At 34.6% G+C, this 23,385-nt stretch carries 19 protein-coding genes; 9 read left to right on the top strand and 10 right to left on the bottom strand.

Features of this window, described 5'->3' with window-relative positions; translation table 11 throughout:
* Position 1: 1 nt before the first annotated feature.
* On the top strand, positions 2–781 hold the full coding sequence (locus ACNRYB_RS01930; protein ID WP_473730230.1) for a hypothetical protein: 780 nt from the start codon (positions 2–4) through the stop codon (positions 779–781).
* A gap of 15 nt (positions 782–796) precedes the next feature.
* Here the strand turns inward: ACNRYB_RS01930 and ACNRYB_RS01925 are convergent, their stop codons facing one another.
* Positions 797–2,074: a replication-associated recombination protein A gene (locus ACNRYB_RS01925; RefSeq protein WP_129747971.1), complete on the bottom strand. Its 1,278-nt coding sequence runs from the start codon at positions 2,072–2,074 to the stop codon at positions 797–799.
* A gap of 171 nt (positions 2,075–2,245) precedes the next feature.
* On the opposite strand from ACNRYB_RS01925, the gene ACNRYB_RS01920 reads away from it, so the two are divergent.
* Both ACNRYB_RS01920 and ACNRYB_RS01915 read left to right on the top strand, forming a co-directional pair.
* Entirely contained in the window at positions 2,246–3,022 is a 777-nt protein-coding gene (locus ACNRYB_RS01920) for a rhomboid family intramembrane serine protease (protein WP_473729079.1), read from the top strand.
* A gap of 64 nt (positions 3,023–3,086) precedes the next feature.
* Positions 3,087–3,593 carry a hypothetical protein gene (locus ACNRYB_RS01915; RefSeq protein WP_165352460.1) on the top strand — a complete coding sequence of 169 codons (507 nt, stop codon included), beginning with the start codon at positions 3,087–3,089 and terminating at the stop codon, positions 3,591–3,593.
* Position 3,594: 1 nt separating this feature from the next.
* On the opposite strand, the gene ACNRYB_RS01910 is transcribed toward ACNRYB_RS01915, so the two are convergent.
* The 9 genes from ACNRYB_RS01910 to ACNRYB_RS01870 form a co-directional block, all read right to left on the bottom strand.
* The gene (locus ACNRYB_RS01910) at positions 3,595–4,398 is read right to left on the bottom strand and encodes a DUF2490 domain-containing protein (RefSeq protein ID WP_473729078.1); all 804 of its coding nucleotides are present in this window, start codon (positions 4,396–4,398) and stop codon (positions 3,595–3,597) included.
* Positions 4,399–4,450: 52 nt separating this feature from the next.
* Positions 4,451–5,185: a 23S rRNA (guanosine(2251)-2'-O)-methyltransferase RlmB gene (rlmB, locus tag ACNRYB_RS01905; protein ID WP_473729077.1), complete on the bottom strand. Its 735-nt coding sequence runs from the start codon at positions 5,183–5,185 to the stop codon at positions 4,451–4,453.
* A gap of 84 nt (positions 5,186–5,269) precedes the next feature.
* Positions 5,270–5,767, bottom strand: a complete 498-nt coding sequence (locus ACNRYB_RS01900; protein WP_473729076.1) for a lipid-binding protein — start codon at positions 5,765–5,767, stop codon at positions 5,270–5,272.
* Between the two features lie 14 nt (positions 5,768–5,781).
* Positions 5,782–6,408, bottom strand: a complete 627-nt coding sequence (locus tag ACNRYB_RS01895) for an immunoglobulin-like domain-containing protein (RefSeq protein ID WP_473729075.1) — start codon at positions 6,406–6,408, stop codon at positions 5,782–5,784.
* 12 nt (positions 6,409–6,420) lie between these two features.
* Positions 6,421–7,884 carry a SusD/RagB family nutrient-binding outer membrane lipoprotein gene (locus tag ACNRYB_RS01890; RefSeq protein WP_473729074.1) on the bottom strand — a complete coding sequence of 488 codons (1,464 nt, stop codon included), beginning with the start codon at positions 7,882–7,884 and terminating at the stop codon, positions 6,421–6,423.
* Between the two features lie 18 nt (positions 7,885–7,902).
* Positions 7,903–11,103 carry a SusC/RagA family TonB-linked outer membrane protein gene (locus tag ACNRYB_RS01885; protein ID WP_129747964.1) on the bottom strand — a complete coding sequence of 1,067 codons (3,201 nt, stop codon included), beginning with the start codon at positions 11,101–11,103 and terminating at the stop codon, positions 7,903–7,905.
* Between the two features lie 545 nt (positions 11,104–11,648).
* Positions 11,649–13,109: a SusD/RagB family nutrient-binding outer membrane lipoprotein gene (locus tag ACNRYB_RS01880; protein WP_473729073.1), complete on the bottom strand. Its 1,461-nt coding sequence runs from the start codon at positions 13,107–13,109 to the stop codon at positions 11,649–11,651.
* Between the two features lie 12 nt (positions 13,110–13,121).
* Positions 13,122–16,400, bottom strand: coding sequence for a SusC/RagA family TonB-linked outer membrane protein (locus tag ACNRYB_RS01875; RefSeq protein ID WP_473729072.1), 3,279 nt, complete (start codon positions 16,398–16,400; stop codon positions 13,122–13,124).
* A gap of 87 nt (positions 16,401–16,487) precedes the next feature.
* The gene (locus tag ACNRYB_RS01870) at positions 16,488–18,188 is read right to left on the bottom strand and encodes a BamA/TamA family outer membrane protein (protein WP_473729071.1); all 1,701 of its coding nucleotides are present in this window, start codon (positions 18,186–18,188) and stop codon (positions 16,488–16,490) included.
* Between the two features lie 182 nt (positions 18,189–18,370).
* Between ACNRYB_RS01870 and rpsL the strand changes: the two genes are divergently transcribed.
* The 6 genes from rpsL (at position 18,371) to rplD (ending at position 23,380) form a co-directional block, all read left to right on the top strand.
* Positions 18,371–18,754 (top strand): 30S ribosomal protein S12, encoded by a 384-nt coding sequence (gene rpsL, locus ACNRYB_RS01865; protein ID WP_007136570.1) that lies wholly within the window; start codon positions 18,371–18,373, stop codon positions 18,752–18,754.
* Between the two features lie 24 nt (positions 18,755–18,778).
* Entirely contained in the window at positions 18,779–19,255 is a 477-nt protein-coding gene (rpsG, locus tag ACNRYB_RS01860) for a 30S ribosomal protein S7 (RefSeq protein WP_008464282.1), read from the top strand.
* Between the two features lie 10 nt (positions 19,256–19,265).
* A complete protein-coding gene (gene fusA / locus ACNRYB_RS01855) occupies positions 19,266–21,422 on the top strand; it encodes an elongation factor G (protein WP_473729070.1) in 2,157 nt (718 codons plus the stop codon).
* A 10-nt stretch (positions 21,423–21,432) separates the two neighbouring features.
* Complete coding sequence (gene rpsJ, locus ACNRYB_RS01850; protein ID WP_007803605.1) at positions 21,433–21,738, top strand: 30S ribosomal protein S10; 306 nt, start codon at positions 21,433–21,435, stop codon at positions 21,736–21,738.
* Positions 21,739–22,133: 395 nt separating this feature from the next.
* The gene (rplC, locus tag ACNRYB_RS01845; RefSeq protein ID WP_111379743.1) at positions 22,134–22,751 is read left to right on the top strand and encodes a 50S ribosomal protein L3; all 618 of its coding nucleotides are present in this window, start codon (positions 22,134–22,136) and stop codon (positions 22,749–22,751) included.
* On the top strand, positions 22,751–23,380 hold the full coding sequence (gene rplD, locus ACNRYB_RS01840) for a 50S ribosomal protein L4 (protein WP_129747960.1): 630 nt from the start codon (positions 22,751–22,753) through the stop codon (positions 23,378–23,380). Before rplC ends, rplD begins: the two co-directional genes overlap by 1 nt.
* Positions 23,381–23,385: the final 5 nt, after the last annotated feature.

Here is a 23,385-nt window from a genome sequence, read left to right as displayed (position 1 = left end):
GATGAAGATTAAATTTTTACTCGCAGCAATTTTATGTTCAGTTGTTGGATTTGCGCAATCTATTAATGATTACAAAGCTGTAATTATACCTTTAAGATACGAGTTTATGAAGACTGACAATCAATATCGTTTGGCGACTTTAAGTAAACAGAATTTAGTTAAAGCTGGTTTTGAGGCTTTTTATTCAAATGAACAGCTTCCTGATGGTTATACTGATCGTTGTCAAGTTTTGTATATTGACGTGAAAAAAGATAATGCTTTTTTGGTGACTAAACTTTTTGTTGAATTTAAGGATTGTTACGGACAGGTGGTTTATACATCTGAGGTAGGTAAAAGTAGAGAAAAAGAATATGAAGTTGCTTATAAAGAAGCGTTAGATAATGCTTTTACATCAGTTTATGCTTTGCATTATAAATATAGCGGTAAATCTCTTGCTTCGGCTAAAGTTGCACAGAAAATTACAGCAGAAAGTTTGGCAGCAACAGCCTCTGTTGCTCCTGCGGCAGCGGCAGTAAAAGTGGCAATAACGCCTGCAGCTCCCTCGCCAGATTTAAAAGATCCAAATTTATTGTATGCTCAACCTACAGAATCAGGTTACCAATTAATCGATAAAACACCAAAGGTGGTAATGAAGCTTTTTAAAACATCGCAACCAAATGTTTATATTGCTTCCAAAGATAATGTTCAAGGTTCTTTAATCCTAAAAGAAGATGGACAATGGTATTTTGAATCTTATCAGAATGATAAATTAGTTTCAGAGAAAATTGTAGTTAAATTCTAAAATACAAAATACGGTTTAATAACCGTATTTATCTTTCCAACGGTTCTTTAAAAATTCGCGGGTACTGTTCTCTCTAGAATTGTTTCCGGGATTGTAAAGAACCGTTTCTTTTATTGCATCTGGCAAGAATTCTTGTTCGGCAAAATTGTTGGCATAATCATGCGAATATTTATATTCATCTCCATATCCTAGTTCTTTCATTAATTTAGTAGGAGCATTTCGCAAATGAAGTGGAACAGGCAAATCGCCAGTTTGTTTTACCAATTGTTGTGCATTTCCTATTGCCATATACGAAGCATTGCTTTTTGGAGAAGTGGCCAAATAAATAGCACATTGGCTTAATATGATTCGGCTTTCTGGATATCCAATAGTGGTAACGGCTTGAAAAGTATTGTTGGCCATTATCAATGCAGTTGGATTGGCATTGCCAATATCTTCGCTCGCCAGAATTAGCATTCTTCTAGCGATGAATTTAACATCTTCGCCGCCTTCAATCATTCTGGCTAGCCAATAAACAGCTCCATTTGGATCGCTGCCGCGAATAGATTTTATGAATGCAGAAATGATATCATAATGCTGTTCGCCAGTTTTGTCATAAAGAACAGTATTTTGCTGTACAAGTTCCAAAACACGATCATTGGTTATTGTGATTTCGTCACCAGCAGAAGCATTAACAACCAATTCAAATACATTTAGAAGTTTTCGTCCGTCACCACCCGAAATTCGAAGTAAAGCTTCTGTTTCTTTTAGATTTATTTTTTTTGTCAATAAATAGGTGTCAGTTTTCATTGCTCGCTCTAACAGAGCTTCTAAATCGGCTTTTGTAAACGCGTTTAATATATAAACTTGACAACGTGACAATAATGCAGGAATCACTTCAAAACTTGGGTTTTCGGTTGTAGCACCAACCAAAGTTATCCAGCCTTTTTCTACAGCGGCTAAAAGTGAATCTTGCTGTGATTTGCTAAATCTGTGAATTTCATCAATAAATAGAATGGGATTTTTAGCAGTAAAAAGTCCGCCACTTTGTTTTGCTTTATCGATAACATCACGAATGTCTTTTACCCCTGAGTTTATAGCGCTAAGAATATAAAAAGGTCTTTTAGATTCTTGTGCAATGATTTGGGCTAAGGTTGTTTTACCTGTACCTGGAGGCCCCCAGAAAATCAATGAAGGAATTATTCCTTTTGAAATCTGTTGTGTTAGAGAGCCAGTTGGCCCAACCAAATGCTGCTGGCTGATATAATCTTCTAATTTTTGCGGACGAATACGCTCTGCTAAAGGTGCTTCCATACTACAAAATTACTATTTTAAGATTTAAATATCATTCATTCAAAAGTTAAAACGATTTGCAGAGAAAAGGATTGTTCCAATTTGAGACATTTTTTTAGTGGATATGACAAAATATCAGTAAAATATTTTTGGATAGTTTTTTGAGTTCTCTTAAATGTTATTCTGTAAAATATGAGCGATACTAATTTTAAGTTTTCAAATTCGGTTGTTGGACTTCCGCTGTTTTGTGTTCTTTTTTTATGGGTTGTGTATTGGCTTCAGATTCGGTTCGATTTTGATTTTTATCGATACGGAATTTATCCTCGAGATCTTTTAGGGCTTCGTGGTGTTTTGTTCAGTCCATTTATTCATGAGAATTTAGATCATTTATATAATAATAGTATTCCGCTTGTAATACTCTTGGCTGCGATGCAGTTTTTTTATCCAAAACAAACATTTGGTGTTATTAGTTATGGTATTCTTTTTTCGGGATTGATTACTTGGGTTGTTGGAAGAGAGAATTTCCACATCGGTGCCAGCGGATTGATTTATGTTCTTGTTAGTTTTATTTTTTTTAAAGGTATTCAAACTAAATATTACCGATTGGTAGCTTTGTCTTTGACAGTAATTCTATTGTATGGCGGAATGATATGGTATGTTTTTCCAGATGTCGATCAATCTATTTCTTGGGAAGGACATTTGGCAGGACTTATTACGGGTTTTGTTTTGACTCTGTTTTATAAAGCACCTGAATATGCAAAACCAATTGTTTATGACTGGCAACGCCCTGATTTTGATCCAAGCAATGATCCTTTTATGAGGCATTTTGATGAAGATGGAAATTTTGTTACTTTCTTTCATGAAGAGGAAGAAAAACAGGAGGAATACTTTTTTTCTAGTCATCCAGTAAATTATATTATAACTAAAAAAGAAGAACAAGAAGAGCAAGAAGAGCAAGAAGAAATCTGATCAATATTTATTTTGAAATAAAAAGGTTAAATTTGTTAGATAACGATTTAATCTTTTGAGCATTATGAAGAAAATAAAGTTTTTGGTTTTGTTCTTGTGTTTTGTTATTTACACAAAAGGCATTGCTCAATGTGAAATAAAAAATAGGGTGCAGGCAGATGGAAGTATGATATACTATTTTGAGCCAGCCGTATTTTATACTACCAAATCAAAATCATTAAAAATTAATATTGTCACTGATAAAGAACATTATTTTGTTGCATTACAGCCAACACCATTTCCTGAAAAGAAAGTTGGAAAAAAAATCAAAGACGATTTAATAATTCATTTGGCAGATAATAAAACTTATAAGTTAGCTCATTACGATACACAATATCGACGTAACGATTCCATCATGCAAGTCCTTTATTTGATTGATGATAAAGACCTCGAGTCATTTTCTAATTATGAGGCTATTAGTGCAGAAATAAATATGCAAGGGACTGAATTTGTTCGAAGCTATAATTTTAAGCTTCATAAAAATGCTATTGCGGAACAACTTAAATGTTTTTTAAAGAAGGAAGAAAACTAAATTATTCTTCGTCCTTTATTTCAGGATGTTTTTTGGTTTCTATTTTCTTTTGAAGATTTCGAAAAAGATTATTGAAGGTTACAGTAAGGGAAGCAGCATTGGTTGTTTGATTTCCATTATTCCTTGGAAGATACTCGTTGCAATAAGTTAATTCTAGCTGAAAATCATCCGAGAATAAATAACCGGCGCCAATATTCAACCGATTCCGATCAAAGAAACTTTCACCTGTAACTTTTGCGCCAGATTTGAAATAGAGTTCATCTGAAGCAATTGCATATACTACACCTTCTCTTAGTATTTTACTATTGATTGGTTGTATATATTTAATCTGCTGACGGTATCTAAAAACATTTTCATATTGATCGTCTTCATTTCTAATGTGACGATATTCAGTACGCATTCTTGTGCTTAAAGTGTAACCGGTTTTATGAAAGTAATAAATGCCTTGAAGAGCAAAACGCCATTCAGGAGATTCAAATTGACCTATCTCAGGAACATCTCTATTGTTGAAATAGGCAATAAAAGCAGAGAATTTCCATCTCGGAGAAAAGTAGTAATGTCCCCAACCCCTAATAGATCTTTGAATGGTATTCTCAAATAAGTTGCCTGAAGATTCTGTACTGCTGTAAGCGGCGGCAAAATCTATTTCAGTTGCCCATTTTTTGCTTAAAGTTTGGTTAAACTGAATTTCATTCCAGAACTGATTGTACGTAGTATTTTGTCCGTAGCTGTTTGTAATTAATGAAATTACAAACAGACATCGGAATATTATAACTTTTGATTTTGAATTAGATTTTGAAAGCATTAATTAAAGGTATTTAATTATTTCATTCGCATCTTAATCTCTCAATGTATTTTTAGGTTCTTTGTCGAACGGCTTCGTATAGGAAAGCACCACAGGCAACAGATACGTTTAAAGATCCTATAGATCCAAACATGGGTAACTTAGCTTTTTCGTCTACTATTTTCAAAACAGAAGGGTTTATTCCTCGATCTTCAGATCCCATAATAATTGCTACTGGCTCAGCTAATGAGATGTCATATATGTTTTGATCTGTTTTTTCAGTCGCAGCTACTGTTTTTATTCCAGAGCCTTGTAGATAAAAGATAGCATCTTTTATATGTTCTACTTTGCAAATAGGAACATTAAATACTGCCCCAGCAGAAGTTTTAACGGTATCTCCATTTACTGGTGCAGAACCTGCTTTTTGTATAATGATTCCGTTTACACCAGTACATTCTGCTGTTCTAATAATTGCGCCAAAATTTCTAGCATCTGATATTTGGTCCAAGATAAGAAAAAGAGGTTTTTTACCTGACTCTATTGTAGATTCAACTAGATGTTCTAAATCTATAAAACCAATAGGAGAGATGGTGGCTACAACTCCTTGATGATTATTTGGAGTAAGACGATTTAGTTTTTCTACAGGCACATAAGAGAAGTTAACGTTTGCACGTTTCATTACCTTCATTAAATCTTTCATAAGCTCACCAGAAATATCTTTCTGTATGAAAACTTTATCCACTTCTTTTCCTGCCTGAATTGCTTCTATGATGGCTCTAATGCCAAATATTTGATGTTCTTTTTCCATTGGACAAATATAGGTAATATGTTTATATAAAAAAACCACCCCAAATTAATGGGGCGGTTTAAATAAAATGCTATGAGCAATTTTTTAGTGTTCGTCTTCTTTGAAACCAGTTCTCTTGTAACCTTTTATTTCATAAATGGTTCCTGGGTCATCTGAGAATTCAGCTTTAAAAGAGATGCCATCAACAGTGTGACCTCCAGTAGTTTTAGTGTCATTTTTAGTGACTTTTCCATCTGTTATATTTACAGTGATTTCATCTCCAACATCACTTGCTAATTTATTTCCTGCAAATGATAATGAACCTAAGGTAACTGGTGATTTAACTTTAAAAGCCCAGATTTTACCATGGTCATCGATCCACATTTCTTTTCCATCATTTGCTGATGTATTATAAGTAGAAAGAAGAGTATAATTAACTGCTAGTTTTCCGTCAACGAATGTTTGGACATACCAATCTCCTGACATTGATTCAGTTGATGTTCCTCCTGGATCTGTATCTCCAACTTCATCACAAGCTACAAATGACGTAAGTACAAGTATTGCTACAAGTACACGTGTTATATTTAGTTTTAATTTTTTCATTGTAATGTGTTTTATTATCGTTTAAATATTCTTTCTGCTGTTCCAAATACTGCTGAAGCATAGATAACCCATTTCCAGTTGTTTTTGTCAGTAATAGTTCCTACGTTGCTTTCTGCAGATATTCCTGATTCAGAAGCGCTTGGGTTGTAAGGAGCATAAACCTGTTTGTCATCTATGTTGTAGAATTCCATTTTCAACAAATCAGCAGGTACGTTATAACCAGTTGCGTTGTCACAGCTGTATTTTCTGTCTCCAAGTTTAGTTACAACATTCGGATTGCCATTTCTAAAGAAAGTACCAGTCAAATCAATTGTACTTGGTTTGTTACTCAAAACTACTATTGTACGAGTTAAGTAAGCAGGGAAACCATCACTATTTGTAGCAGAGTATTTAATTTTGTAAACAGTTGGTTTGCTAGTGTCTACTGTACCATCGATTTTCACTGGAAGAGCTTTTCCGTCAGCTTCAGCATCTACTCCTGCTTCTGTGTATGTATCTCCTTGAGTTAGAACAACAAGAGCATCTCCATGCATAGTCATGTTCGCATAAGCTGTTACTTTTGAAACATTGTCAGTATCTGCTTCACATGAAGTAAACAATAGTCCTGAGACTATCATTAGGGATATATATATTTTTTTCATTGTTTATTTTTTTTAGTTAACGTCCCACCAAACTGGAGCAGTTATTTTTGCTAAAGCTGGAGCATTTGGATTACGTGTTTTTACAGTATTTGGTAAAACAAGTCTTCTAGGGAAAACATCACCTGTAACATTCTCAACAGATATTGCAAATTGTCCTGGGATATAATCTTCATCTGTCTGAGGAACAGCTGATTCTTTTGGGAAACCAGTTCTATTTTGTTCGAAGAAAGATTCGTAACCATTTCCAGGGAAGCTAGCAATCCATTTTTGAGTGATAATTGCTTCAATTTGAGCAGTAGCTCCTGTTGCAGGGAATTCATATTTTCCTCCTGGAGCTAAGAAAGCAGCAGGGCTTCCAACTGGACCAGTAATTGGAGCAATAGAAGTAGTGTTGTCGTATTTCTTGAAGTTTGCAGCAACACCTAAATCGTATTTTTCTTTAGCTCCTGCACCTCCATAATATCTAACAAGAGCTTCTGCTTGCAAGAAGTAACTTTCTTCTGCACTCATGAAATATAAAGGAGTTTTTGCGTATAACGTTACTAATGAAAGTCCAGTAGCTCCATTTTCGAAATCTCCTTGGTTATTAGGTACTCCTGCTCCGTAATACTTATTCAAACGAGGGTCAGCATTTGCTTGTAAGTAAAGGTATAAAGTTTTACTAGCTCTAAGGTTTAATGTTGTATTTAACTGTCTTCTGTCAGTTTCATACAATGGATTACTTCTGTCAGCAGCATCTTCAAATTGAGTCATTGCAGCATCAACATCTAAGAATTCTGCACCAGAATCAATTAAACTTTTAATACCTGATTGCGCCAATGTAGGATTTACTTGTGTTAATCTAAGGTGTAATTTTAACAATAAAGAGTTACCAAATTTTGTCCAATTAGACATTGTACCATTAAAGATAAAATCATCTTTTCCTGGCGCAGCTCCAACAGAAGAACTTAGATCTTTAGATAAAGCTAATTTTAAATCAGCAATCATTAAATCGTAAGTTTCTTTACCTGTATTGAATTTAGGTTGCAAGAAATTTGGGTTATTTGCTTCAGTATAAGGAATTGCATCATACCAGTCTGTTAAAATTTGCGAAGCTTCAACTTCAAGAACAGTAGCAATTAAGTAATAGTTCCAGTTTCCTTCAGCTTCAGCTTGTTTTTTTACAACTCGAATGTCGTTTAAAGCATCATACATTGCAGTCCATGCAGTTTGGAAATCATTTGTTCCAAGGCTGTACTGGTCAATGTTTTTATACTGATTTGAAGTAGTGTTTTGTGTCCAGAATTGAGACCAAAACCCTCCAATTAGAGCATAGTATGATCCTTGGGCACCAGCAAGACCAGCAATACCTGCAGGCAAAATAGTGCTATTAGCTTGTCCAGGAGGCAAAGCATCCGGGTCTCTATTAATGTCAAATGTTTCATCACATGACACTAATAAGAAAAGTGCTGTTATTATTGTTGCTATTTTTTTCATTTTCTATGAATTATATTTTTAGAATGATAATTTTAAAACTCCACCTACTGATCTTTGTGATGGGTTAGCTCCAAATTCTCCAAACTCAGAGAGTACTCCAGTTCCGTAAGTTCCTATTTCAGGGTCAACATATGGGTTTTCTCCAGGAGTCCACATGAAAAGGTTTCTTCCGTAAATACCAACTGTGATTTTGTTTAATCCCATGTTTTTAGTAAGTGTAGAAGGGAAGTCATAATTTAAAGCGATTTCTCTTAATCTTACAAAAGTTTTGTCAATTACATGCGTTTTTTCAATACCAGGGTTATTTCCTGTGTTGTAGAAGTTTGTATAAGTGCTATATGTAAGAGGTGTTGTGTTCTCTGTATATGTTACAGCTCCAGTTGTTGCATCTACGTGCTCATTAACTGAGTTAGGAACTATAAATGCATTTCTGTCATTATATGTAGTTTCTATACCATTACCAACGAAGTGAGAAAGTCTCTTAGTGTAAGAGTAGAAATCTCCTCCTTGTTTCCAGTCTAATGAGAATGATAAATTAAAGTTTTTGTATTTGAAAGAGTTTTGTAATCCCATAACAAAATCACGTTGTGCGTTTCCAACTTTTTGGATATCATCACTTACTTCATACATTCCAGTAGATGCATTTACAATGTATTGACCTTCAGCATTTGTTTTAGGAACTTGTGAGTAGAAACTACCAATAGGATCACCTTTAGTTGCTCTCATAGTTACACCATAAGCAGGAAGTAAATCAATATAATTACCACCTGTGTTTAATGACGTTACTTCGTTTAAGTTTTTAGTAAATGTGTAAGTTACGTTCCATGTAAAGTCCTGATTTTTAATTGGACTACCTGAAACAGAAAGCTCAATACCTTTGTTTACAACATCTCCAGCGTTAATAGCTTTGATAGTGTAACCTGTTGATGGATCTAAAGGTAAGTCTACGATAAGGTCAGAAGTTGTTTTGTGATACAATGCAACATCATAGCTAATTCTGTTTTTGAAGAAAGATCCTTCAGCTCCAACTTCATATTCTACTGTACTTTCAGGTTTTAACTCTGGATTACCAAGTCTTCCTGATGCTTCGAAGAAACTTACTCCTCCAATTGGAGATGCAATTATACCAAAGTTTGCGTTAGCAGTACCAGAGATATATGAATCTGCTGTTGTGTATGGCCTTGTGTCATTTGCAATTTTTGAAGCTGCTGCTCTTAATTTAAGGAAAGTATTTCCGTTATCAATTGCAATTGCGCCTAATGATAAAGATGGGTAGAAATACGAGTTATTACCTATTGGTAATGTTGATGTAAAATCTTGTCTAGCTGTAGCCGTTGCAAAATATCTGTTTTTAAATGCAAACTCAGCAGATGCGTAAACAGCTCCTGTTTTTCTAAGAGAGTTTGATTGATCAATTACTGGTCTTAAAGCTGAGTTCGAAAGCTCATAAAATCCTGGAAGACCTAAATTTGTTACAGAATTTTTCAGTATATCAGATTCTCTTCTATTGTAGTTAAAACCTCCTAAAAGATTTAATGTCCAATCTTCACTTAAGTTTGTGTTGTAATTAAGGTTGAAGAAAGTATCAAACTCACTGAATTCTGATCTTGATTCTGTTACACCTCCTACTACTGGATTAGCACCAGCAATTGCTTGAGGAGTACCTGGCTCATAATTTACAATTGCACCGTAGCTCTTAAGTCTTTCTGTTCTAATGTTACCACCAATTTGCCATGAAGCAGTAATCTTGTCAGTTATTTTGTAACTTAAATTAACGTTTCCGAAAAGGTTATGTCCGTATACTTTTGTGCTATTCTCGTTAATTGAAAAATATGGATTAGCAGCATAAGGAGTAAAATAGTAATCTGGTGTATTAAAGATATTGTTTTTGTAATCTTTTAAATCTACAATACTAATGTCTCTAGGAATTTGTAATAAATCCTGTTGCAAAGTTGAACCTTGTCCAGCATCATCACCCTGACCTGTATTAACTACGCTTTGGTCTTTGTAAACATAATTAATAGAAGATCTTAATGTTAGTTTTTTACCTTTTAATCCACCATTAAATCCTAATGATTGTTTTTTGTATAAATCTGCATCAGTTGGTACAACACCATCACTGTTTACATTTGAAAAAACTAAAGAGAAATCAGAATTGTCTCCACCACCGCTTAGGGTTGCAGATTGTGTAGCTAGTGTACCTGTGTTGTAAAAATCTCTTACGTTATTTTTTAAACCAACATAAGGTTTGATTTGTTGAGTATTGTTGTAAACTGTACCCCATGGTCTAACCTCTCCATTGAAAGCAGGTCCCCATGAACCATTTTCGTTACTGTAAGAATTAGATCCTGAGAATCCTAGTCCATTCCAACCTTGACCAAATTGATTTTGTAAATGTGGAACTCTTGCTACTTCGCTGAATTCTGTTGAAGCTAATAAATCAACTTTAATTCCAGAGTTAGCTTTACCTTTTTTAGTAGTAATGATGATTACACCACCACCAGCTCTTGAACCATATAATGCTGATGCAGCCGCTCCTTTAAGAACAGTCATGCTTTCGATGTTATTTGGGTCAATGTCACTGATTCCGTTACCAGTATCATACGATCTTGTTGATGTAGCAGTTCCGTTATTACTAGTACCAGTTGCGGTATTGTTAATCGGTGTTCCATCAACAACATAAAGTGGACCATTGGCGTTTGTAATACTGTTTAAACCACGAATAACTACTTTAGTTGCAGCCCCTGGCTGAGAAGGTGCAGTAATGTCAACCCCTGCGATTTTACCAGAAAGAGTTTCAAATGGGTTAGTGTTAACTACTTGTGTTAGTGCATCCGCTTTTAAAGTTGTTGTTGCGTATCCAAGAGATTTTTTCTCTCTTTTGATACCAAAAGCAGTTACAACTACGCCTTCAAGTTCCTGCGCTCCTGCATCCGCCATTTTAACATTTACAGAAGAAGAACTCGCAGCCACTTCTTGGGTTTTCATCCCGATGTAGCTAAATACCAAAACTTGGCTTGAAGAAGCTTTGATAGAATATTTACCATCAAAGTCTGTTTGCGTTCCCGTTTTAGTTCCCTTAACTAATACACTAACACCTGGTAAAGGCATTCCTGCATTGTCAGAAACTGTTCCCGAAACAGCTCTTTCTTGCGCAAAAGAAAGTTGCGCAACTAGTACTAATAAAAGCACTAAGAATCCATTGAACTTTAGTTTCATTTTTAAATATTTTGAATTAGTCCGACAAAAATCTTAATAATTTGTTAATCTACCTAATTTAAAAAGCTTTTTTTTTAGTTAAATAATGATTTTAAGGTTAGATTTTGATGTTTTATAGATAAAATCTGGTTCAAAATTACAAATCCGCAATTTTTAGTGTTAAATTTGAGGATAATTAAAAATTTTATCAAATGACTAAATGTTAAATTTATAGATGAAGCCTGTTTAAATGTTTTTTTTATAACTTTTGTCTTAAAAAAACAGTCTGCTTTAACGCTGAAATTTGTTAAAAAAATCGTGAATCTTTAATAGTCAGTATAGAGGGATATATAAAGTGCTTTATGTTGTGATATTGTTTTGAAAATTAAGCAAAGTTTTTTAGCTCCTAAACAATAGGGAAAATGAGGTTTTCTTTTTAATGGTTTTTAATATTCTTTTGCTCTGAAATCTTGATCAAGGCAATTTAAATGTAAAGTTTAAGTTAATAGTTTTTTTAAGAAAAAGCGATTGCATTATCTGCAGCCGCTTTTTCGTTGCATTATAATTTAAAATTTATCCCAGAACAACTTAGTTTCTACAGCGTCACCGCCAATTGCGGCACTTGCTTCTGTGTAACTTGTTTTATTTAGTGACTGTTCGATGATTGGATATGTATAGCGCATTGGAAAGCCTGACACGGCATCTGGCGGTGCAACCAAAGCGGGGAAGTCTAGCCTTCTGTAAAATGACCAGCCTTCGAATGAATTATTGTAAAAAGCGATCCAGCTTTGTGTTCCTATTTTTTGTTTCCATGTTCCTTGAGCAGTTGTGTATGCAACATCAGGATTTGCTAAATAAGTTGTAGCATCAGCTTCTGTACCTCCCCAGTCTAAAATGGAAGCGGTTATTGCTGCATTATAATGTGCTTCTGCATCTGAAGGAGTTCCGTATAAAGATCTTTCAGCAGCTTCCGCCAATAGAAATTCAGCTTCAGCATAGTCTAAGATTGTTCCTGGAAAGTCTGGAGCCTGAATCGTTGGCGTAATATGTGTTTTTTGTGCGAATGAATTGCTCGCGCCATTTTCTCCTCCAATATATTCGATTTCTGGTGTCGATGGATCATCCATATTGTCGTCAAAGTATTTTGAACGTCTTGGGTCACTCAAATTGTTCATCATATCTATTATAGTGCTAGTTGGAACAAAATCAGAACGGCCGCTCGCAACAAGATCTACATATAAAGGATTGGTATTTGGTGTGGCTGTAAGATACTTTAAATCTGCATTGTCAAGATTTGATGAGAATACAAATGGAGCTGCACTTGATACGGTCGCTTGTGCCAATGCACTTTCGGTAGGGATATCAGAAATGGTTATACCCATTCTTAATTTTAGTGTGTTTGCAAACTTAATCCATTTTGTTATATCTCCTCCGTATATTCTGTCATTGTCTCCAAAGCTTTTACCGCCAGTATCTAATTTGGCTATTGCATTGTTTAATCGCGTGATTAAATCTTTGTAAATTGTTAAGCCGTCATCGTACTTTGGTGTTTTGTAGTTAAGGTTTATAGCTTGAGAATATGGAACATTCCCGAATGTCTCAACTAATATAGCATAGGTGTAAACGTTTAAAACTTCTATGATTGCAAGTTTGTTTTGTTTATCTAAAGGGTTTTCTGTTAGGCCAAGCGGTGTGTTAGTAATGTTTTTGGCGCTTTGGTCTAAGTCCTTTAGTACGTCTTTATATAAGAATTGCCAGTGTTGTTCTGGGATTGTTCTTGTGACTAAGTCGTAATTACTTTCGTCTGTGTAAACCGTCTCTGTAAAATACTGATTAATTAATCTAATAATGTTGTTGTTGACATTTGTGTTTGTCATTTGATCAACCAAACTTTTTTGGGCACTTGTAAACAAAGCTTCTCCCGGTACATTTGATGGATCTTTTACGTTCACATTTAATTTTTCTATATCATCAGAGCAGGACGAAAATGTTACTGCGGTTAGTATGATTATAAATATTTTTTTCATGATTTCTTGATTTTAAAATTGGATTTTAATGTTGAAGCTAATGTCTCTTGTAGATGGTAAAGATCCTGTTGAGTAGCCTTGTAAGTTACCAGCTCCTAATCCTGATTCAGGATCTGCATCTGGTAAGTTTTTGTGTATAATCCAAAGATTTGTTCCAACAACGCTAAAAGTCATTCCGTTCATGAATGTGTTTTTTAATACCTTTTCTGGTAAAGAATATGTAATTGCTGTTTGTCTTAGTTTGATATAGCTCGCATCATATACAAATGCTTCATCTGGCAAACCTCTTCTGTACCCTTGAGCTCCAAAACGGCTTGCTTCAATTCTGGTAGTATTTACTGAGCCATCAGGGTTTACTCCTGGATTTATAAATCCTCCACTATCAGATCCAGAAGTCAAAGGGTTTCTGATAGGGTTTCCTAATTCATTTAAATAAGCTGTGTCATCTGGCAGACCTGTTGCTAAACCATAATAACGGTCTAGTGAGAATATCTGTCCGCCTTTTTGCATATCTATTAAGAATTCAAAAGAGAAGTTTTTATAAGTGAATTTGTTGTTTAAACCTCCTGTGTAATCTGGATTTGCATTTCCAATTGCATTATCTGATGTTGAAGTTTTTATATATTGACCATTACTTGGGTCAACAACTCGCTGTCCGTTTAAGTAAGTGTATTTTGTACCATATATTACACCATATGGCTGTCCGATAGCGGCATTTATTGTTACACCTCCTTGAAAAGATCCTAATTGTAGATTATCGATACCATCTAATAGGTCTAATACTTTGTTGCGATTTTTGGCAAAGTTTAAATTTACTTCCCACGAAAAACTATCTGTTTTTATCGGAGTACCATTTAAACTTATTTCAATTCCTTTGTTTTCAATTTCTCCAGCATTAATCAATTCGTATAAATATCCAGTAGAAGCAGTAAGCCTTAATGGGATTATCTGGTCAATCGAATTAGATTTGTAGTATGAGAAATCAAAGCCTAATCTTTTTTTGAAGAAAGAAAGTTCTAAACCTGCTTCGTAGCTTTTTGTGCGTTCTGGTTTTAGGTTCGGATTGTTCTTAGTGTCTTTTACTGATGCTGATGCTGCTCCAAATGCTGTGTTAACTGCATAAGTGTCTAGGACTCTGTCAAAACCGGGGCTGTTTCCAACTTCAGCATAGTTAAGTCTTACTTTTCCAAAGGATAGCCAGTCTGCCTTTACGAATTTAGAGAATACAAAACTGGTAGAAACAGAAGGGTAGTAGTAAGAACTATTTGCTTCGGGAAGAGTCGAAGAGTGGTCTCTTCTGATTGTTCCTTCAAGGAATAAATAATCTTCATATCCGAAAGATGCGCTTCCGTAAAGACCATCCACGCCTATAGCTTCATCTCTTTCAATAGGTGCTAATAATGGACTTACAGTATTTTGTAAGGAATATAATTTTGGTATAGCAAGTCCGCCGTTTGTTGCTGCGAATATTGAATTGTAGTAACTTCTTCTAATGTTGACTCCGACAACACCTTTTAAGTTTAACTTTTCTGTGATGTCTGTGTTGTAGTTCAACATGAAGTCATAGTTGTATTCGCTGAAGCCAATGTTTTTTCTTGAGTAGCCTGATGATGCTGGGCTTCTGTTAAGAGAGCCATCGCCACCTCCAGTTCCAATTCCGAAATTAGATGGTACACTTCCAATAGCTCTTCTTTCTTCTTGTAGTTCGTCATACGTGTCAACGGAAACTCGGCCAAAAGCATCTAACCAACTTGCGATTTTATAGTTTAAAGAAACATTTCCAATAAATCTGCTTCTGCTATCTGATTCGTAATTTTCATAGCGTTGAAAATAAGGGTTATCCCAAAATATTGGAGTCGGATTAGTGTATGAGTTAGGGTTCCATGTTACATTTCGTCCAGTAAGTTGATAAGCTTGTTTTAGGCCTTGTATGTCAACGTTAGTTTGCCACCATTGTCTGAAATTTCCAGCGATGTTGTCATTGTATCCTGTGCTGTTTCTACCAATTGTACTCGTTTTTGTGAAATTTCCATATCCCGCTACGGTTAATTTGTCGTTGATCAGGGTAGATGCGTTCAATGTGAAAGTGTTTCTCTTTAAACTACTGTTTGGCATTAAACCAGTTTGGTCAAGATTATTGGCTCCTAATCTTAGGTAGCCATTTTCTAAGCCTTTGTCTATTGAGAAGGAATTGGTAAGAGCTACTGGTTTTTCAAAGAAAGTAATTGGACCATTTTTTGCAGCTACCCAAGGTGTAGCTTTCATGTAATTTGGTGATTCAGGGTAAAATGCATCCCATTGATAAACCATTAAGTTTGGGTCAAAAGCTTGTCCATATGAAGCGTCTTCAGTTAATGGAGTTACATTATCTAAAATTCCGTCTCCATTTATATCAATATGATCTAAATACGAATCTTCGTCGGGACCATAATAAGGTCCATATCCACCACCGTATTGTTTTTGGTATTTTATGAAAGTGCTTTTGTCGATAGAACCAATTGTTACGCCTGAATTAACAGTAACGGAGAAGCCTTTTGCTTTTTTGTTTCCTTTTTTTGTTGTTATGACAACAACTCCATTAGCGGCTCTTGATCCATAAAGGGCACTTGCGGCAGAACCTTTAAGTACATTGATAGATTCGATGTCTTCGGGGTTAATATCTGATGCGGCACTTCCGTAATCATAACCTGCTCCTGATTGTTCCTGATCTCTTGTGTTTGAATTGTTATTGCTTACAGGAACTCCATCAATAACGAATAAAGCTTGATTGTTTCCTGTTAGAGAAGAATTTCCTCTAATTACAATATTAGTAGAGCCTCCAAAGTTTGTGGTTCTTTTTACTTGTACTCCAGATACTTTTCCTGATATTGCATTTACAAAGTTGTCGCTTTTAACTGCGGCAAGGTTTTCTCCTTTAACTTCTTGAGTTGCGTAACCAAGAGATTTTTTTTCTCTTGATAATCCTAAAGCTGTAACTACAACTCCCTCTAGTTGTTGTGCGTCACTTGATAGTTTAGCATTAATTTTTGTTGCGCTAGCTGGGAATTCTTGTGATTTCATTCCAATATAGCTAAAAACTAAAATTTGATTTGGCGATGCTTTGATGGAATATTTTCCATCAAAATCGGTTTGTGTTCCAGTTTTTGCTCCTTTTATTAATACGCTTACGCCTGGTAAAGGCATATTTGCATCATCGGTAACAATACCTGAAACAGTTCTTTCTTGCGCAAAGGTTAACTGCGCCATTAGTGCTAGTAAAAGCACTAAGAATCTGTTTGGTTTTGATTTCATATTGTCAAATATTTTGGATTAGTCATGTAATATTCGTAAATACTTGTTAAAAATCCTAATATTTTGTTAATGATTTTTTGTAAAAACTTAAAATTTAACATTATAACAGATTGTTATTATGCTGTTATAAAATTTTATTTCGGTTTGATTTGTGCTACCATTGGCTATAATGGTCTTTAATAAACCATTTTTAGTTAGTAGTCCTAAACCTATACCAGCACTGAATAAACTGTTGAATTTTTTGCTGTTTTTTATTGAGGTTTGGTCTTGATAGATTCCGTAATCAAGAATGGTGTGCATGTATAAATTTGAGCTAAGTAAATATCTGTATTCTGTAATGAGTAAACTAGTAAAATTTCCTTGCAGACTATTTTCTGAAAAGCCCCGAATCGAATTTAGTCCTCCAAATCTAAAAAGTTCATTTGCAATATAATTGTTGCTTTCTAAGTATAAGATTTGTGGATTGATGTATATAAAGTTTCTTTTATTTAATTCGAAATTATAAGATAGATTTAGATTGGCGTAAAACTGATTGCTTGTTCCTGCTGTTTCAGGATTGCTATTTGTTTCTCTTTTTCCAAAACCAAGAATTGAACTTAAAAATGCTTTTCCTGGCATTAGGATATTGTTAGAGTCTATTTTTTTGTATTCGTATGTAGATGTAAAGTAAGAATTGTTAAAATCGCTGATAAGAGAATTATTGATATTTTGGATATCGCTCGATTCTGTAGATTGATATCCTAGGTAGATTTTAGAGTTGTAGTTTAGATAGTATCCCAGATTGATATCTGTTTTAGTGTTCTGAAATGTGCTGTCTTGCTTGAAAATATTTAATTGTGCTTTTATTCCGATAGGAGATTGAAATAAATAGGGGATTTCGAGTTTAGTGTTAAAGGTTTTTTGTTGATTGCCGTCGCTCTTCCAGTAAAGTGAAAATTTTTCGGCAGCGCGAAGTATGTTCGTGAGCGAAATGTCCAGATAGCCATTTAGAATTAATTTTTTGTTCTCGTCGTTTGAGAATCCAATATATCCGTCAAAATTACTTGCTTTTCTTCTTTCAATGTAAGTATAGACTTTTGTGGAGTCTTGGGTGAATAAAATTTCGGGGTATTTGGTTTGAGAAACAAATTCAAAACTGTTTATATCTTCATAAAGTCTTTTTACGGTTTCTTGGTTGAATGTTCTGCTAGTGTATTTTTTATTTAATTGTTTTAATGCTCCTTTCGGGAAGTAATCTTTTAAGGAGGGATCTGTGTAATTTAAAATAATGGAATTTAGTGTTCTTTTTTTTTCGGAATTAAGATTTAGGTCAGCATAAATTATGGAATTCTTTTTTTTGATATTTGCTAGATTGATTTTGGAAAATGCAAAACCTGCTTTCTCATTGTTTGAAATTTCTTGATTAAGGAAATTTTCAAGTTCCGTAAAAGGGATAATTATGCTGTCTTTTGTGTTTTTCTTATATTCATTAAAAAAGCTATTTACACCTATATATATATGTACTTCTTTGATTTTGGTTTTTAAGTCTATAAATGCTGTATATGTGCTGTCGTTTATCTTTTTGGTTTCTAATATTTTAGAATCTATATAGCCTTGTTTTGAGAGTTTGTTTGTTACTGAAAAAAGTTCGTTATTTAATGATTTTATGTTTACGTGTTTTTTTGCATATGAAATTGAATCAATAGTTTGGTTTTGCTTTTTGTTGATTCCGTTTATTTTTAGGTGAAAAGACTGTGCGAAACAATTTACGGATAATAGTAAAATGAGTATGTAATATAATTGTTTCAAAAGCAATTGTTTTGTTAGTTAAATGTGAAGCAAATATCTAATGTTTCTTTGTTAAATCATAGATATAAATAATGTTGTTGAAAATTAATGATTTAACGTTTGTATAGTGAAAATTATTTTATACATTTGCAACCCCGTAAAAAGCGGGAATTTAATAAACATAATAATTTTTAGTATTAATTATGCCAACAATTCAACAATTAGTAAGAACAGGAAGAACTCAGATCACTAAGAAGAGTAAATCGGTTGCTTTAGATTCTTGTCCTCAAAGAAGAGGGGTTTGTACGCGTGTTTACACTACTACACCAAAAAAACCAAACTCTGCAATGCGTAAAGTTGCGCGTGTACGTTTGACAAATGGTAATGAGGTGAATGCTTACATCCCAGGAGAAGGACATAATCTACAAGAGCACTCGATAGTATTAGTGCGAGGTGGAAGGGTAAAAGATTTACCAGGTGTTAGATATCACATCGTTCGTGGAGCGCTTGATACGTCAGGTGTTGCAGGAAGAACGCAAAGAAGATCTAAGTACGGTGCTAAACGCCCAAAAGAAGCAAAAAAGTAATTTAAAAACTTTTAAGAAAAAGACATGAGAAAAAGAGCGGCAAAGAAAAGACCACTTTTACCGGATCCAAGGTTTAATGACCAATTAGTAACACGTTTTGTGAATAACTTAATGTGGGATGGTAAGAAATCTACAGCTTTTAAAGTATTTTATGATGCTATTGATATCATTGAAACTAAAAAGCAAAATGATGAGAAGACTTCATTAGAGATTTGGAAAGATGCTTTAACTAACGTTATGCCTCACGTAGAAGTACGTAGCCGTAGAGTTGGTGGAGCTACATTCCAAATTCCAATGCAGATTCGTCCAGATAGAAAAATTTCTATGGCAATGAAGTGGTTGATACTTTATTCAAGAAGAAGAAATGAAAAATCTATGGCGCAACGTTTAGCTGCTGAGTGTTTAGCTGCTGCTAAAGAAGAAGGTGCTGCGGTTAAGAAAAGAATGGATACTCACAAAATGGCAGAAGCTAATAAAGCATTCTCTCACTTTAGATTTTAATTCGTAAGAAATGGCTAGAGATTTAAAATATACAAGAAATATCGGAATCGCTGCTCACATTGATGCTGGTAAAACAACAACAACTGAGCGTATTCTTTTTTATACTGGAAAATCACATAAAATTGGTGAGGTTCATGATGGTGCTGCAACAATGGACTGGATGGCGCAAGAGCAAGAAAGAGGTATTACAATTACTTCTGCTGCTACAACTTGTACTTGGAACTTTCCAACTGAGCAAGGTAAAGTTTTGCCAGATTCAAAAGCATACCATTTTAATATTATTGATACTCCTGGGCACGTTGACTTTACTGTAGAGGTAAACCGTTCTTTACGTGTGTTAGATGGTTTGGTTTTCTTATTTAGTGCTGTTGATGGTGTTGAGCCTCAATCAGAGACTAACTGGAGACTTGCTGATCAATATAGAGTTCCTCGTATGGGATTCGTAAATAAAATGGACCGTCAAGGTGCTAACTTTTTAGCTGTATGCGGACAGGTTAAAGATATGTTGAAATCGAATGCGGTTGCAATTACTTTGCCTATTGGTGATGAAGCAGATTTTAAAGGTATTGTTGACTTAGTTAAAAATCAAGCTATCGTGTGGCATGATGAAACTCAAGGAGCGACTTTTGATGTTGTGGATATCCCGGCTGATATGGTTGATGACGTTAAGCATTACCGTTCTATTCTTATCGAAGAGATTGCGACTTATGACGAAAATCTTTTAGATAAGTATATGGAGGATGAGAACTCTATTACAGAGGAAGAGATTAACAATGCATTGAGAGCTGCTACAATTGATATGGCTATCATTCCTATGCTTGCTGGTTCTTCTTTTAAAAACAAAGGAGTTCAGTTCATGTTAGATGCTGTTTGTAAATATTTGCCATCTCCATTGGATAAAGAAGGTATTGAAGGAATTCACCCTGATGATGCTGAATTATTAGAAGAAGATCAAACTAAAATTATCCGTAGACCAGATGTAAAAGAGCCATTTGCTGCTTTGGCATTTAAAATTGCTACTGACCCATTCGTAGGTCGTTTAGCTTTCTTCCGTGCTTATTCTGGACGTTTAGATGCTGGTTCTTATGTTTTAAATACTCGTTCTGGTAACAAAGAGAGAATTTCTCGTATTTACCAAATGCACGCTAACAAACAAAATCCAATCGAATTTATTGAGGCTGGAGATATTGGAGCTGCTGTAGGATTTAAAGATATCAAAACTGGAGATACTTTGTGTGATGAGAAGAGTCCAATTATCTTGGAATCTATGAAATTCCCAGAGCCTGTAATTGGTATTGCTATTGAGCCAAAAACTAAAGCTGACGTTGATAAAATGGGTATGGCTTTGGCTAAATTAGCTGAAGAGGATCCAACGTTTACTGTAAGAACTGATGAGGCTTCAGGTCAAACTATTATTTCTGGTATGGGTGAGCTTCACTTGGATATCTTAGTTGATCGTATGAAACGTGAGTTTAAAGTAGAGGTTAATCAAGGTGAGCCGCAAGTAGAGTACAAAGAGGCGTTTACTAAATCTGCTCAACATAGAGAAACTTACAAAAAACAATCTGGAGGTCGTGGTAAATTCGGTGATATCGTATTTAGAATTGAGCCTGCTGATGAAGTTGATGGTAAAGTTCCTGTAGGATTACAGTTCGTAAATGAGGTTAAAGGAGGTAACGTTCCTAAAGAGTATATTCCTGCTGTTGAAAAAGGTTTCCGTGAAGCTATGAAAACTGGGCCTTTGGCTGGATATGCTGTGGATAGTTTAAAAGTTACTTTATTGGATGGATCTTTCCATCCTGTGGATTCTGATGCTCTTTCTTTTGAATTAGCGGCAAGAATGGGTTATAAAGAGTCTGGTAAAGCCGCTGGAGCTGTTATCTTGGAGCCTATTATGAAAATCGAAGTTATCACTCCAGAAGAAAATATGGGTGATATCGTAGGTGACTTGAACCGTCGTAGAGGTCAAGTTAATGATATGGGTGATAGAAACGGAGCGAAAACTATTAAGGCGGATGTGCCATTAGCTGAGATGTTTGGTTATGTTACTACATTAAGAACATTGTCATCTGGTAGAGCAACATCTACAATGGAGTTTTCTCATTATGCAGAAACACCTTCTAATATTTCAGAAGAGGTAATCAAAAAAGCAAAAGGTAACGCTTAATTTTAAGAAAATGAGTCAAAAAATCAGAATAAAACTAAAATCTTACGATCACATGTTGGTAGATAAATCTGCTGAAAAAATCGTAAAAACAGTAAAAACTACTGGGGCGGTTGTAACAGGTCCAATTCCATTACCAACTCACAAAAAACTTTTCACTGTATTGCGTTCTCCGCACGTTAACAAAAAAGCGAGAGAGCAATTTGAAGTAATGTCATACAAGAGATTGATTGATATTTATTCATCTTCATCTAAAACTATTGATGCTTTAATGAAACTTGAATTGCCAAGTGGGGTTGAAGTAGAGATTAAAGTATAATTTTTTTATATTTTTTTATATAAAAAGCGAGGCATTTTTTGTCTCGCTTTTTTTGTTTGTAAAAGTTAGTTTTAATTAGTGGAATTTTAAAGGTTTGTGATTTTGTAGATTTTGTAAAAGCCTTTGTTTTAAAGGGATGTGAGTTTTTTTTGCTGTGATTTTATTAATTAATTGTTATCAGTAAAATGTTTGCAGATGGGGAAAATAAGCTTCAATTTTAGTGTCAATAAAGTTTGTTTTGACGGTGTTTTGATGCTTGGATTTTGATAATGAGCGATTTAATTTTTGTAACCGTTTGGTTTATTCGATTTTAATATCTACTTTTGCACTCCCTGTTTGGAAATTTCTGTTATTTTCAAATTGAAGGGAATTTTAGTAATTAATAATTAATATTTATGTCTGGGTTAATTGGTAAGAAAATCGGCATGACTAGTATCTTCGATGAAAACGGGAAAAACATTCCTTGTACAGTAATCGAAGCTGGACCATGCGTTGTTACCCAAGTCAGAACCAACGAGGTTGACGGGTATGAAGCGTTGCAACTTGGTTTCGATGACAAAAACGAGAAACATTCTACTAAAGCTGCTTTAGGGCACTTTAAAAAAGCTGGAACTGTTGCTAAGAAAAAAGTCGTTGAATTCCAAGATTTTGCAACTGAACAAAAATTAGGAGATCTTATTGATGTTACTATTTTTGAAGAAGGAGAATTTGTAGATGTACAAGGTGTGTCTAAAGGTAAAGGTTTCCAAGGTGTTGTTAAACGTCACGGTTTTGGTGGTGTTGGGCAAGCTACTCATGGTCAGCACAACCGTTTAAGAGCGCCAGGTTCTGTAGGAGCTTCTTCTTATCCATCTAGAGTATTCAAAGGAATGCGTATGGCTGGAAGAATGGGAGGAGAAAATGTAAAAGTTCAAAACCTTAGAGTTTTAAAAGTAGTTGCTGATAAGAATCTACTTGTTGTTAAAGGATGTGTTCCTGGACACAAAAACTCTTATGTAATCATTCAGAAGTAATGGAAGTAAAAGTATTAGATTTCAACGGAAAAGATACTGGAAGAAAAGTTCAACTTTCTGATTCAGTATTCGCAATTGAACCAAACAATCACGCTGTATATCTTGATGTTAAGCAATATCTTGCTAATCAAAGACAAGGTACTCATAAAGCTAAAGAAAGAGCTGAAGTTGCTGGAAGTACACGTAAGATTAAAAAACAAAAAGGAACTGGTACTGCTCGTGCAGGAAGTGTTAAGAGTCCATTGTTTAAAGGTGGTGGAACAGTTTTCGGACCAAGACCAAGAAGTTATTCATTCAAATTGAATAAAGGTTTAAAAAGATTGGCTAGAAAATCTGCTTTCTCAATCAAAGCAAAAGAGTCAAATATCGTAGTTGTAGAAGACTTTAATTTTGAAGCGCCAAACACTAAAAATTTCATTAACGTTTTGAAAGCTTTAGGGTTAGAGAATAAAAAATCTTTATTTGTGTTGGGTGAGTCAAATAAAAACGTATATTTGTCGTCACGTAATTTAAAGGCTTCAAATGTCGTAACTAGCTCAGAATTAAGCACTTACGCAATATTAAACGCTAACAATTTAGTGCTTTTGGAAGGTTCTTTAGAGTTAATTGAAGAAAATTTAAGTAAATAATAGGA

It is taken from the genome of Flavobacterium sp. CR10 (genome assembly GCF_055814415.1).
This window is presented reverse-complemented; position numbering and strand designations above follow the sequence as displayed.

Excerpts from the sequence above, each read along its gene's own strand:
- ACNRYB_RS01930 (WP_473730230.1), top strand. The coding sequence starts at position 2 with ATGAAGATTAAATTTTTACTCGCAGCAATTTTATGTTCAGTTGTTGGA.
- ACNRYB_RS01925 (WP_129747971.1), bottom strand. The coding sequence starts at position 2,074 with ATGGAAGCACCTTTAGCAGAGCGTATTCGTCCGCAAAAATTAGAAGAT.
- ACNRYB_RS01920 (WP_473729079.1), top strand. The coding sequence starts at position 2,246 with ATGAGCGATACTAATTTTAAGTTTTCAAATTCGGTTGTTGGACTTCCG.
- ACNRYB_RS01915 (WP_165352460.1), top strand. The coding sequence starts at position 3,087 with ATGAAGAAAATAAAGTTTTTGGTTTTGTTCTTGTGTTTTGTTATTTAC.
- ACNRYB_RS01910 (WP_473729078.1), bottom strand. The coding sequence starts at position 4,398 with ATGCTTTCAAAATCTAATTCAAAATCAAAAGTTATAATATTCCGATGT.
- rlmB (WP_473729077.1), bottom strand. The coding sequence starts at position 5,185 with ATGGAAAAAGAACATCAAATATTTGGCATTAGAGCCATCATAGAAGCA.
- ACNRYB_RS01900 (WP_473729076.1), bottom strand. The coding sequence starts at position 5,767 with ATGAAAAAATTAAAACTAAATATAACACGTGTACTTGTAGCAATACTT.
- ACNRYB_RS01895 (WP_473729075.1), bottom strand. The coding sequence starts at position 6,408 with ATGAAAAAAATATATATATCCCTAATGATAGTCTCAGGACTATTGTTT.
- ACNRYB_RS01890 (WP_473729074.1), bottom strand. The coding sequence starts at position 7,884 with ATGAAAAAAATAGCAACAATAATAACAGCACTTTTCTTATTAGTGTCA.
- ACNRYB_RS01885 (WP_129747964.1), bottom strand. The coding sequence starts at position 11,103 with ATGAAACTAAAGTTCAATGGATTCTTAGTGCTTTTATTAGTACTAGTT.
- ACNRYB_RS01880 (WP_473729073.1), bottom strand. The coding sequence starts at position 13,109 with ATGAAAAAAATATTTATAATCATACTAACCGCAGTAACATTTTCGTCC.
- ACNRYB_RS01875 (WP_473729072.1), bottom strand. The coding sequence starts at position 16,400 with ATGAAATCAAAACCAAACAGATTCTTAGTGCTTTTACTAGCACTAATG.
- rpsL (WP_007136570.1), top strand. The coding sequence starts at position 18,371 with ATGCCAACAATTCAACAATTAGTAAGAACAGGAAGAACTCAGATCACT.
- rpsG (WP_008464282.1), top strand. The coding sequence starts at position 18,779 with ATGAGAAAAAGAGCGGCAAAGAAAAGACCACTTTTACCGGATCCAAGG.
- fusA (WP_473729070.1), top strand. The coding sequence starts at position 19,266 with ATGGCTAGAGATTTAAAATATACAAGAAATATCGGAATCGCTGCTCAC.
- rpsJ (WP_007803605.1), top strand. The coding sequence starts at position 21,433 with ATGAGTCAAAAAATCAGAATAAAACTAAAATCTTACGATCACATGTTG.
- rplC (WP_111379743.1), top strand. The coding sequence starts at position 22,134 with ATGTCTGGGTTAATTGGTAAGAAAATCGGCATGACTAGTATCTTCGAT.
- rplD (WP_129747960.1), top strand. The coding sequence starts at position 22,751 with ATGGAAGTAAAAGTATTAGATTTCAACGGAAAAGATACTGGAAGAAAA.